The organism is Kitasatospora viridis, assembly GCF_007829815.1.
Taxonomy (GTDB): domain Bacteria; phylum Actinomycetota; class Actinomycetes; order Streptomycetales; family Streptomycetaceae; genus Kitasatospora; species Kitasatospora viridis.
In genome coordinates this window covers 180,821-193,406 of sequence record NZ_VIWT01000003.1, presented here as the reverse complement: position 1 = coordinate 193,406, position 12,586 = coordinate 180,821, and the positions used below count along the sequence as shown (strand labels likewise).

General features: G+C 72.8%; 8 protein-coding genes. 5 read left to right on the top strand and 3 right to left on the bottom strand.

Translation table 11 applies throughout. From position 1 onward, the window contains the following. The first annotated feature begins 22 nt into the window (after positions 1-22). From FHX73_RS31395 to FHX73_RS31375, 5 genes are all read left to right on the top strand, one after another. Entirely contained in the window at positions 23-1,759 is a 1,737-nt protein-coding gene (locus tag FHX73_RS31395; protein ID WP_145909332.1) for a glycoside hydrolase family 35 protein, read from the top strand. A gap of 81 nt (positions 1,760-1,840) precedes the next feature. Beyond that, positions 1,841-3,097 (top strand): hypothetical protein, encoded by a 1,257-nt coding sequence (locus FHX73_RS31390; protein WP_145909331.1) that lies wholly within the window; start codon positions 1,841-1,843, stop codon positions 3,095-3,097. Positions 3,098-3,184: 87 nt separating this feature from the next. After that, complete coding sequence (locus tag FHX73_RS31385) at positions 3,185-6,205, top strand: alpha-mannosidase (protein ID WP_145909330.1); 3,021 nt, start codon at positions 3,185-3,187, stop codon at positions 6,203-6,205. A gap of 170 nt (positions 6,206-6,375) precedes the next feature. Further along, positions 6,376-7,545, top strand: a complete 1,170-nt coding sequence (locus FHX73_RS31380; protein WP_145909329.1) for a GDSL-type esterase/lipase family protein — start codon at positions 6,376-6,378, stop codon at positions 7,543-7,545. A 361-nt stretch (positions 7,546-7,906) separates the two neighbouring features. Further along, positions 7,907-8,830, top strand: a complete 924-nt coding sequence (locus tag FHX73_RS31375; protein WP_145909328.1) for a hypothetical protein — start codon at positions 7,907-7,909, stop codon at positions 8,828-8,830. A gap of 197 nt (positions 8,831-9,027) precedes the next feature. On the opposite strand, the gene FHX73_RS31370 is transcribed toward FHX73_RS31375, so the two are convergent. From FHX73_RS31370 to FHX73_RS31360, 3 genes are all read right to left on the bottom strand, one after another. Continuing rightward, on the bottom strand, positions 9,028-9,465 hold the full coding sequence (locus FHX73_RS31370) for a recombinase family protein (RefSeq protein WP_145909327.1): 438 nt from the start codon (positions 9,463-9,465) through the stop codon (positions 9,028-9,030). 106 nt (positions 9,466-9,571) lie between these two features. Continuing rightward, positions 9,572-10,015, bottom strand: a complete 444-nt coding sequence (locus FHX73_RS31365) for an ATP-binding protein (protein WP_145909326.1) — start codon at positions 10,013-10,015, stop codon at positions 9,572-9,574. A gap of 75 nt (positions 10,016-10,090) precedes the next feature. After that, positions 10,091-12,439 (bottom strand): ATP-binding protein, encoded by a 2,349-nt coding sequence (locus tag FHX73_RS31360; protein ID WP_145909325.1) that lies wholly within the window; start codon positions 12,437-12,439, stop codon positions 10,091-10,093. Between the last annotated feature and the right edge of the window lie 147 nt (positions 12,440-12,586).

The window sequence follows — 12,586 nt, the reverse complement described above, 5'->3', positions numbered from 1 at the left end:
ACCCCCTAGGAGCACCACAGCCATGCCTCGACTGGAGATCGCCGCCGACGGATTCCGTCTCGACGACCGGCCGTTCCGCATCATCTCGGGCGGACTGCACTACTTCCGCGTCCACCCGGAGCAGTGGGCCGACCGGCTCCGCAAGGCACGGCTGCTGGGGCTCAACACCGTGGAGACCTACGTCCCGTGGAACCTGCACGAGCCCCGGCCCGGCGAGTTCCACGCGGACGGAGGGCTCGACCTGCCCCGCTTCCTCGACCTGGCCGCCGCCGAAGGCCTGCACGTGCTGCTCCGGCCCGGCCCCTACATCTGCGCCGAGTGGGAGGGCGGCGGCCTGCCCTCCTGGCTGCTCGCCGACCACGACATGGAACTGCGCAGCCGCGACCCGCGGTTCATGTCGGCCGTGGACGAGTACCTCGAAGCCCTGATGGAGGCCGTCCGGCCGCACCTCGGCACCACCGTCATCGCCGTCCAGCTGGAGAACGAGTACGGCGCCTACGGCACCGACACCGCCTACCTCGCCGAACTGGCCGAACTGCTGCGCCGGCACGGCGTCGACGTGCCGCTGTTCACCTGCGACCAGCCCGCCGACCTCGGGCGCGGCGGCCTGGACGGGGTGCTGCGCACCGCCAACTTCGGCAGCCGGGTCGAGGCCGGGCTCACCGAGCTGCGCCGCCACCAGCCCGAAGGCCCGCTGATGTGCGCGGAGTTCTGGATCGGCTGGTTCGACCGCTGGGGCGGCGTGCACGTCACCCGCGACCCCGAGGACGCCGCCGGCAACCTGGACCAGCTGCTTGCCGCCGGCGCCAGCGTCAACATCTACCTGCTCCACGGCGGCACCAACTTCGGCTTCACCAACGGCGCCAACGACAAGGGCGTCTACCGGCCCACCGCCACCTCCTACGACTACGACGCCCTGCTCGACGAGGCCGGCGACCCGACGCCGAAGTACGAGGCCTTCCGCAAGGTGATCGCCAAGTACGCGCCCGTGCCCGAGGAGGAGGTGTCCGCCGCTGCGAAGCTGGCCCCCGTGCGGGTCGAACTCACCGAGCAGGCAGACCTGTTCGACCAGCTGGCCGAGCTCGGCGAGCCCGTGCTGGCCGACCGGCCGCAGACCATGGAGGAGCTCGGCCAGGACGTCGGCTTCGTGCTCTACGAGACCGTGCTGCCGGCCGCCGGCCCGATGGTGCTGCGGGCCGAGCAGGTGCGCGACCGCGCGCAGGTCTTCGTCGACGGCCAGCCGGTCGGCGTGCTGGAGCGCGAGAACCACCAGCAGGCGCTGGCCTTCACCGTGCCCCACCCCGACTCCTGGCTGGCCGTGCTGGTGGAGAACCAGGGCCGGGTCAACTACGGGCGCCAGATCCACGACCGCAAGGGCCTGCTCGGCGAGGTGACGCTCGACGGCCGGACCGTGTCCAGTTGGAACAGCCGCTCGCTGCCGCTCGACCGCCTGGACGCGCTGACCTTCGACGACGCCGGACGCGCCGTGGCGGGCCCGGCCTTCCGGCGCGGCACCGTGGACATCGAGGAGCCCGCCGACGCCTACCTCGCGCTCGACGGCTGGACCAAGGGCCTCACCTGGATCAACGGCTTCGCGCTCGGCCGCTACTGGTCCCGCGGCCCGCAGACCACCCTCTACGTCCCCGCACCCGTCCTGCGGGCCGGCCGCAACGAGATCACCGTGCTGGAACTGCACGCCGCCACCACGCCTTGGGTGGAGCTGCGGGACCGCCCCGACCTCGGGCCGACCGAGGACTGAAACCCACTCTTCCCGACCGCTCGATCAACCACGCAAGACGCTGTTCCGTCCCCGTACCCCACCCGAAGGTGACGCAACGTCATGTCGATAGGAAAGAAGACCGCCACCGTTCTCGCGGTCGGCTCACTGCTCACCCTCAGCGGCCTGGCCGCCGCCCCGACGGCGAGTGCCGCCGCCGTCGGGTCGGCCCAGCCCGCGCCCGCCGTCGTCACCGGCGCCGGCGGAGACCAGCTGGCCTCGTACGACCCGGCCACCGGGCAGGCCGTGCTGACCACCGGCACCGCCGCCCCCGGCCAGACCGCCTCCGGCAGCAAGCCCGGCGGCGTCAAGGTCGGCCAGGTGATCGACAACCCGCCGACCCCGGCCGCCCCGAAGGGCGCGCTGCTCGTCGTCACGGCCGCGCAGCCGGCCGCCGACGGCAAGCAGACCGTCAGCACCCGCCCCGCCGCCGTCAACGAGCTGCTCGGCGATACGACCGCCTCCGTGCACACCGCGCTGGCGCCGGCCAGCGTGCAGGTCGACTCGCAGGTGCCCGGACTCCAGGTCGGCTACGTGCCCAGGATCGACGGCGCCTCGGGCTCGTCCTCGATGAGCCTGAAGCTCAGCGCCGACACCGACCTCGACCTGCCGGACGGGACTTCGGCCGCCTTCTCGGGCTCCATGAGCCTCGAACCGAGCATCGACTTCGACTACACGGGCACCGCCTTCGACCTCCAGCACGCCCACGTCGGCTTCCAGAGCGACACCGAGGCCGACTGGCACGTCGCGGGCACCTTCAAGGCGGGCACCGGCACCATCAAGGTCCCGCTCGCCAGCCTGAAGGCCGCGCCGGTGATCTGGGTCGGGGTGGTGCCGGTGGTCGTCAACGTGGACCTCACGCTCTACGCCGACGTCTCGGCCAACGGCACCGTCACCGTCGACACCGAGCAGAGCTACAGCGACAACTGGGGTGTGCACTCGGACTACACCAAGGAGGACGGCTGGAGCTCGGACAGCGACCAGGGCAGCCCCGAGCTCTCGCCGCCGGCCGGCTCGATCTCCGGCCGCGGAGACATCCACACCGGCCTGCTCACCGAGGGCACCGTCGCCATCTTCGACGACCTCGGCGTCAAGGCCGACATCGAGCCCTACCTGCGCACGGTGGTCTCCGGCAGCGCCACCTTCGACGACGACGGCGGCCTGGTGAACAAGAAGGGCTCGGTCAAGCTCTACGGCGGCATCGACATCGGCGGCGCGCTGATGGCCCGCCTGCGGATCCTCAGCACCACGTTCTTCGAGAAGGACCTGCCGTTCACCGTCTACCACGACGAATGGCCGGTGCCGCTCAGCCAGGACTGATCCGGTCCGCGGCCGGCGGGGCGAGCCGCCCCGCCGGCCCCCGGAGATCCTCCGAACTGCCTTTTCCCACATGGAGATCAGAACGCCATGCACAGCAAGCGACGCCTCACCGAGGCCCGGCTCGACCGGGTGCTGAACGAGCGCCTGCGGCCTGCCGTCCACGCCCGCACCGTCCCCATCGACGTGGAGATCTGGGACGCGCCCGGCGAGCCGGTGCCGGTCGGCGAGGCGCTCGCCGCCCCCTACCGGCCGATCGGCGTCGGGCACCGCTGGGGGCCGCTCTGGTCCACCAGCTGGTTCCGGATCACCGGCCGGGTGCCCGAGGAGTGGGCCGGGCAGCGGGTCGAGGCCGTCCTCGACATCGGCTTCAACAAGACCGGGCCCGGCTTCTCCGCCGAGGGGCTGGTGCACCGCGCCGACGGCACCGTGGTGAAGGCGCTGCACCCGCGCAACGCCTGGGTTCTGGTCGCCGAACCCGCCGTCGGGGGCGAGGAGTTCACCTACTACATCGAGGGCGCCGCCAACCCGGTGCTGTGCGACGACCACCTGATCACCCGGGCCGGCGACCGCCCCGGCTGGCTGACCGGCGCCGACCCGGACACCGACCCGCTCTACCGGGTGCTCCGGGCCGACCTGGCGGTCCTCGACCGGGGTGTCTGGGGGCTGGTCCAGGACCTCGACGTGCTCGGCGGGCTGATGCGGGAGCTCCCCGAACACGAGCCGCGCCGCTGGCAGTTGCTCGGCGCCATCGAGCGCGCGCTGGACGCCGTGGACCTGCGCGACATCGCCGGCAGCGCCGCGGCGGCGCGGGTCGAGCTGGCCCCGGCCTTCGCCTCGCCCGCCGCGTTCAGCGCCCACCGGCTCTCCGCCGTCGGCCACGCGCACATCGACACCGCCTGGCTCTGGCCGCTGCGCGAGACGGTGCGCAAGGTCACCCGGACCGTCGCCAACGTGGTCCAGCTGATGGACGACCACCCGCAGTTCCAGTTCGTCATGTCCCAGGCCCAGCAGCTCGCCTGGCTGAAGGAGCAGCGGCCCGAGGTCTACGCGCGGGTGCGGGAGAAGGTGACGGAGGGTCAGTTCCTGCCGGTGGGCAGCCTCTGGGTGGAGCCGGACACCAACATCACCGGCGGCGAGGCGCTGGCCCGCCAGCTCATCCACGGCAAGCGGTTCTACCTGGAGGAGTTCGGGGTCGAGACCGAGGAGATGTGGCTGCCGGACACCTTCGGCTACAACGCGGCGATGCCGCAGCTGATGAAGCTCGCCGGGGTGCGCTGGTTCCTCACCCAGAAGATCTCCTGGAACACCACCAACAAGTTCCCGCACCACACCTTCTGGTGGGAGGGCCTGGACGGCACCCGGATCTTCACCCACTTCCCGCCCGTGGACAGCTACAACTGCGAGGTCTCCGGCGCCGAGGTCGCCCTCGCCGTCGCCAACTTCCAGGACAAGGCCGCCGCCACCTGCTCACTGATGCCGTTCGGTTACGGCGACGGCGGGGGCGGCCCCAACCGCGAGATGCTGGCCCGCGCCGAACGGTTCGCCGACCTGGAGGGCGCGGCCCGGGTCGTCATCGAGAGCCCGGCGCGCTTCTTCGAGCGGGCGCACGCCGAGTACCCCGACGCGCCGGTCTGGGTGGGGGAGCTCTACCTGGAGTTCCACCGGGGCACGCTGACCAGCCAGTTGCGCACCAAGCAGGGCAACCGGCGCAGCGAGCAGCTGCTGCGCGAGGCCGAACTGTGGGCGGCGACGGCGGCGGTGCGGACCGGGTTCGCCTACCCGCACCAGGAGTTGGACCGGCTGTGGAAGACGGTGCTGCTGCACCAGTTCCACGACATCCTGCCCGGCTCCTCGATCGCCTGGGTGCACCAGGAGGCGGAGCAGGCCTACGCCGCCGTCCTCGCCGAGCTGCACGGCATCGTCGAGGCCGCCCAGCGGGCGTTGGCGGGGGAGGGGCAGCAGGAGATCGTCTTCAACGCCGCACCGTTCGCCCGCGGCGGGGTGCCGGCCCTGGGCGCGGTGACGCGCGGCGGGCCGGCCGCCCCCAGGGTCGCTCCGGTGCCCGAGGCGGACGGCTTCGTGCTGGACAACGGGCTGGTCCGGATCCGGATCGACGCGCGCGGTCTGGTCACCTCGGCGTACGACCTGGTGGCCGACCGGGAGGCACTCGCCCCCGGACGGGTGGGCAACCTGCTCCAGCTGCACCAGGACTTCCCGAACGAGTACGACGCCTGGGACATCGACGAGTTCTACCGCAACACGGTGCGCGACCTGGTCGAGGCGGAGTCGGTCGAGGTCCGCGACGGCGCGGTCGTGGTGGTGCGCCGGTTCGGCAACTCCTGGGTGGAGCAGGCGATCTCGCTCGCCGAGGGCGCCCGGCGGCTGGACATCGAGACCGAGATCGACTGGCACGAGCAGGAGAAGCTGCTCAAGGCCGCCTTCCCGCTCGACCTGCGGGCCGACCACTCCAGCGCCGAGACCCCGTTCGGCCACGTCCAGCGGCCCACCCACACCAACACCAGCTGGGACGCCGCCAAGTTCGAGTTCTGCGCCCACCGCTTCCTGCACCTCGGCGAACGGGGCTGGGGTGCGGCACTGGTGAACGACTCGACCTACGGCCACGAGGTCACCCGCGACGTCCGCCCCGACGGTGGGACCACCACCACCGCGCGGCTCTCGCTGCTGCGCGCCGCCCGCTTCCCCGACCCCGAGGCCGACCAGGGCTGGCACCGGCTGCGCTACGCCCTGGTGCTCGGCGCGGACATCGCCGACGCCGTGCGCGAGGGCTACGCCTTCAACCAGCCGGAACGCGTGCTCACCGGCGCGGCCGAGGTCGCGCCGCTGGTCGGGGTCGACGGCGACGCCGTCGTCATCGAGGCGGTCAAGCTCGCCGACGACGGCTCCGGCGACGTGGTCGTGCGCCTCTACGAGGCCCACGGCGGGCGCGCCACCGCCCTGCTGAGCGCCGGCTTCCCGGTCGCCTCGGCAGCGGTGACCGACCTGCTGGAGCGCGAGCTCGAACCGGCCTCACTGACGGAGAGTCAGATCGAGCTGAAGCTCCGTCCGTTCGAGATCCGCACCCTCCGACTGCGGCCGCTGCACGGCTAGCCCGCAGTCCCCGAGCGGCGGAGGGCCGTCGAGGGTCGGCCCCACCGCCTGGGTCACCGCGCCCCGCTGACCGCACACAGCGCACGGCGCGGTGGCCCACACACCCTCACCCAAACCCCCAACCCCCTCGCTGCGTCAGGCAGCGCAGGTGTGGAACACAGGAGTTGACGATGCATCAGGACACTGGCTTCAGAGCCCGGCGGCTCACCGCAGCCGCCCTCGCCCTCCCGCTGGCCGCCACCGGCCTGCTCACCGTGACCGCCGGCCCGGCCCAGGCCGCCGCGCCGCACAGTGGAACCGCCATCACCGTCTCGATGGGCGACAGCTACATCTCCGGCGAGGCCGGCCGCTGGGCCGGCAACAGCGACACCTTCACCGGCAGCCGCAACGGCACCGACCGCGCGTACACCGGCCACGGCTACGACGCGAGCCAGGTCTACGGGGCCACGGCGCAGAACGGCTGCGACCGCTCCGACTCCGCCGAGGTGCTCAGCGCCTTCGGCAGCGGCCGCGCGGTCAACATCGCCTGTTCCGGTGCCACCACCGAGAACGTCTTCCGCGCCGCCGACGGCGGCCAGTCGCTCAAGGGCGAGGCGCCGCAGGCCGACCAGCTCGCCGCCATCGCGGCCCACCGCCGGGTCGGCACCGTGGTGCTGTCGATCGGCGGCAACGACCTCGGCTTCGTCCACGACATCACCCAGTGCGTGCTGGACTACGAGGCCTCGGCCGGCGACTGCCGGGACTCCCAGCAGGACGCGGTCGACTCGCAGATCGACGGTGCGATGGACAACGTCGGCAAGTCGATCGACGAGATCCGTGCGGTGATGAAGGCCGACGGCTACGCCTCCTCCGCCTACCGGATCGTGCTGCAGTCCTACCCCTCCCCGTTCCCGCGCAGCTCGGAGGACCGCTACTCGCAGAAGGGCTGGAACCGCACCACCAAGGGCGGCTGCCCCGCGAGCAACGACGACCTCGACTGGGCGCGCGACCAGCTGGTCCCGCAGGTCGCCCAGCGGCTCTCCGACGTCGCCGCCGACCGGGGCGTGCAGTTCCTCGACGTCCAGGACCTGCTCCAGGGCCACGAGGTCTGCTCCACCTCCGACCAGCTGGCCACCTCCTCGCAGCCCCCGTCAGCGGAGACCTCCGAGTGGGCCCGCTTCCTCACCCTCGGCCTGACCCAGGGCTCCAAGCAGGAGTCCTTCCACCCCAACTACTACGGGCAGTTGGCGCTCGGCCGGTGCCTGAGCCTGGTCGCCGCCGAGCCGGCCGACCAGAGCTTCAGCTGCCAGAACACGCCGGGCGAGGGCACCGACGGCGTCTACCTGACGCCGGCCTCCTGACGCTCGGGTCCTGACCTGACAGGCCCTGACCTGACGGGTGCTCACCCGTCAGGTCGGGACCGTCGGCTCGACGCACGGTGACGGGCTGTCAACCTCTTTGAGTACGTACTCGCTTGCGGTGGCGACTAGGGATACGCATTTCAGCTCTCCCTTATGGAACAGATGGGGTCGCGGCAGGAATTCTCGAAGTTGTCAGGTGCACCCCCATGCGCAGCACTCATCAGAGCCGACCCCTCTTGCTCGCTCCCGCCCGGTCGGCTCGCGCTCGATCTGCTCGATGCGCGTGCGGAGTCACCTGGTTCACCTGTCGATCCACGCCACCGAGGCGTCGGATCCCCCACGCCCTCACCGGGAGGAACTCATGCGCATCCGCGCACTGCACACCGCCGTGCTGGCCGCCTTCGCGCTCGGCGCCGCACTCCTGCCCACCAGTGCCCAGGCCGGCGTCGGCACCGGTACCCACTTCGGTGTAAAGCCGCTCGCCCACGGCGTGCACGCGGCGGTCACCGCCACGTCCAGCAGCACGCTGTCGGTGGACTCCAGCGCCAGCCAGGGCGTGGTCTCCCCGACCCCGAAGGTCTACCTGGTCTTCTGGGGTTCGCAGTGGAAGAACGACCCGGCGGGCGTGGCCCCCGATATGCAGGCCATGTTCAAGGGCCTGTACGGCAGCCAGGACACCTGGGGCACCATCCTCGACCAGTACTGCGAGGGTGTTGCCGCCGGCACCGTCACCTGTGGCACCAAGGGCATCCACGTCAACCACCCGACCTCGACCCCGCTGGCCGGGGTCTGGTTCGACAACGGCTCTGCCGAGCCCGCCGACGCCACCGCCACCCAGCTCGGCGCCGAGGCTGCGAAGGCCGCCAAGCACTTCGGCAACACCACCCAGGCGCCGAACCTGAACGCCCAGTACGTCATCGTCTCGCCGACCGGTACCCACCCTGACGGCTTCCCCGACAGCGGTTTCTGCGGCTGGCACGACGTGACCAGCAGCAGCTACGGCAACCTCGCCTACACCAACCTGCCGTACGTCCCGGACATGGGCGCCGGCGCCTGCACCACCCTCACCGACGGCCGGATGCTCTCCGGCATCGAGTCCACCGAGACCCACGAGTACGCGGAGACGGTGACCGACTTCTGGCCGAGCATCGGCTGGAACGGCGGCGACGGCGAGATCGGTGACGCCTGCGTGGACATGGATGCCTACGTCAAGCTCAGCACCGGCACCTTCGACCTGCAGGGCCTCTGGTCGAACGCCGCCAACGCCTGCGTCACCAAGGGCTGACGCCGCACGCTACTGAACCGTCGGCCGGGACCGTAACAGGTCAAGCCGGCCACGGACACCCGGCCCGAACTCCGGCCGCGCACCCGAACGTCGGGTGCGCGGCCGGGGCGGCCCCACTCGCAGCGTGGCTGCCGGGGACTGCGGTGACGGCTCATCAGCAGGCGGTGCAGGGGTGACCTGCTTCTTGAAGCGGCCTCTCAGAGCAGCGGCCGGGACCGCTGCGGCGCCCACCCGGGCCGGGGTCCCTGCGCAACCCCCTGGTGGAGGAGGGGCGGCGGTGCCACCGGAGTGGGCAGGGCGAGGATCCGGCCGCACCCGGCCGCGGAGAGCAGTCGGAGGGTGAGCCGCAGCCGCTCCTCGGTGCCGGCCAGCACCCAGAACCCGGGCACCAGCAGCAGCCGGTGGGAGCCCGCCAGGACCTCGTGCACCAGCGCCTCGAACCTGGGCGGGCACCGGCCGGCCGTGCGGTCCGGACCGGTGTGGTCCTCGTAGAAGACGGGCGCGGGGACGCCGAGTCGGACGGCGAAGTTCCGCAGTGCCGCGCGCTGGCCCTCCAGGGCGCCCGGCTGGGCGGCCCGGCAGCGCAGGTAGGCAGCGGGGGACAGGGCGGGCAGCAAGTCGGTCGAGATGGTCACGGGGCTGTCTCCTTCGGACGGGCCGGTCAGTGGCACAGGCGCCAGGCGAACAGCCGCAGCCGGTGCCACCGCTGGCACAGCGGCCCGGCCGACCGGTGGCCCGGGCTCAGGCGGCGCACAGGTCCGCCCAGTGGGTGCCGGCGCCGGGCCGGACCCGGCAGCCGTGCTCGCGGGCGATGGCGGTGACGATCGCGAGGCCGCGACCGTGCTCCTCCGGCATGCACCCGGCCGTCCACGCGCCGTCCCGGGCCGCCGGGCCGCCGTCCGCCACCTCGATGTGCAGGGCGTGCGGGTGCCGGGACAGGCGCAGCGTGACCGGCGGCAGCGCGTGCTCGACGGCGTTGGTGACCAGTTCGGAGACCACCAGCAGGGCCTGGTCGACCGTGTCGGCGTCCGTGCCCCAGCGGCGCAGCGCGGCGTGCGCGAGCCGGCGGGCGGTGCGGGCGGAGCGGGGGCTGTGGGGGAGCAGCCAGGCCGGTGGTGCGGCCGGGGGTGTCAGGGCGGGCCCGGTGTCGGTCGGGAAGGTGCCGACGGTGGCGGTGGCGTCCATGGGGAGATCCAGTGCGGTGGTCCGATGGGGCGTGCTCAACGCTCCCGGACCGCAAAGGTGAGGAACAGGGGAGAACTACTCAGATCGGGCACTTCGGGTGGGCCCGGCGGGTGCGTGGCGGGCGACCCAGACGGCGATCTGCGTCCGCGAGGAGAAGCCGAGCTTGGCGAGCACGTGCTCGATGTGGTTCTCGGCCGTGCGCAGCGAGATCACCAGCGCCGCCGAGATCTCCTTGTTGCTCATGCCCTGCGCCACCAGCTCCGCGACCTGCATCTCCCGCTTGGTCAGCCGCACGCCCCGGTCGTCGGCGGCCGGCTGCTCCCGGTCCCGGTCCCGCTCCCGCAGGATGTCCTCGACGATCTGCTCCGTGCTGAGCCGACTGCCGCGGTCCGCCGCCGTCCGGAAAGCGCGGGGTGCCAGCGCGCCGCGCACCTGCTCCGCGTAGTGCTCGTGCACCTGGACCATGAACGGCACGGACTCCTCCAGCGAGGCCCCCTGCGCCTGCCAGAGCGCGTGCAGGCAGCCCAGCAGGTACGCCGCCCGGTCCCAGTCCTTCGCCTCGGCCGCACTCCAGAAGGTCAGCTCGACGCACAGGGCCAGGCCCCACCGGTCGTGGAACGGCTCCTTGAGCCGGATCGCCTTGCGCAGCAGCTCGCCGGCGGCCGGCTGGTCGCCGGTCATCCAGGTGGCCAGCCCCTCGGCGAAGACCGCGTAGGAGTGCAGCAGCGACTCGCCCGCCGCCGCGGCGACCGCCACCGCCTCCCGGCTCAGCGCCAGCGCCCGGCCCGCTTCCCCGACCATCGACTCGCCGAAGGACTGCTTGAACAGCGCGCTGGTCAGGCCCGAGAGGTCGCCGGCCGCCCGGTGCCGGGCGGCCGCCTCCGCGAACACCGCGATCGACTCGAAGCCCTCGTCGGCGAAGCCCATCGCCGCGCCCCGGTACTGCAGCGCCCAGGCCGCCTCGGCCTCGTCCCCGAGCCGGCCGGCCCGTTCGGCGTGCGCGACGAGCAGCGGCTCCGCCTCGGTGAGGTTCCCCTGGAGCACCGCGAACCAGGCGTCCAGGCCCATCGCCCGGGTGCGCGCCGCACCGCCGTCCCCGGCGACCGCCAGCAGCCGGGCCAGCCACTGCCGCCCCTCGCCGAGCGCGCCCGAGGCGATCCAGTACTCGCGCGGCAGCACCACCATCGCCAGGCCCGCCTCCGCCTCGCCCGGCTCGGTCACGCAGAACTCCAGCGCCGCGCGCAGGTTCGCGTGGTCGGCGCGCAGCACGGCGAACCAGTGCGGCTGCCGCGGGCCGAACCACTGCGCCTCGGCCTGCTCGGCCAACCGCCGGAAGTGGTTGCGGTGCCGGCGCTGCTCGGCGGGCCTGCCGTCGCCCAACTGCCGGGCGCCGTACTCGCGGACCGTCTCCAGCAGCCGGTAGCGGGCGCCGCCCGGGGCCTGCTGCCGGATCAGCACCGACTTGTCCACCAGGCCCGCCACCAGCACCAGCAGCTCCGAGCGCTCGATCCCGTCGCCGGAGCAGACCGCCTCGGCCGCCGCCAGGTCGAAGCCGCCGGAGAAGACCGACACCCGGGCCCAGAGCAGCCGCTCCGCCGGGGAGCAGAGCCCGTAGCTCCAGTCCATCAGGTCGCGCAGGGTCCGTCGGGCCTGCTGCGGCCGCCCGTCCAGCAGGGCGAACCGGTCGGTGAGGCGGTCCAGCACCTCCTGCACGCCGAGCACCCGCAGCCAGGAGGCGGCCAGCTCGATCGCCAGCGGCAGCCCGTCCAGCGCCGTCACCAGGTGGGCCACGGCGGTGGCGTTCTCGTCGTCGACGGCGAAGCCCGGCAGCACGGCGGCCGCCCGCTGCTCGAACAGCTTCACCGCCTCGAACCGGGCCAGCGCCTTCGCGCCGGTGATCCGCTCGGAGCTCGGCACCCGCATCGGCGGGACGGCGTAGACGTGCTCGCCGAGCAGGCCCAGCGCCTGCCGGCTGGTGGCCAGCACCTTGAGCCCGGGCGCCGCCCGCAGCAGCTCCTCCACCAGCCGGGCACTGGGCTCGGCCAGGTGCTCGCAGTTGTCCAGCACCAACAGGAGTTGACGGTCCGCCAGGTAGCCGGCCAGCACCGCGGTGGGCGAGCGCTCGGAGCGGTCCTGCACGTCCAGCGCGTCCACCACGCCCTGCGCCAGCAGCAGCGGGTCGCGCAGCTGGGCCAGTTCGACCAGCCGCGCGCCGTCCAGGAAGGACTGCTGCGCCGCCGCGGCCGCCCGCAGTGCGAGCCTGGTCTTGCCGACCCCGCCCGGCCCGGTCAGCGTCACCAGCCGGGCGGTGCCGAGCAGCCGCCCGATCTCGCCCAGCGCGCCCCGCCGGCCGACGAAGCCCGCCACCTCGGCGGGCAGGCGGCCGGTGCCGGACGCGTGGCTGGAGGTCGACGGCTCGCCCATGCCGGATCGCTTCCTGTCGCTCGTGGTCCCTAGATCATTATGGCCGCCCCGGTCCCCTCCGGGCGAGGACCGTGAGCATGCGTATACCTACTTCGGCGACCCCTGATTGTCCGCAGGGCCGGGCAGGACGATCGTCGTCATCAGCCC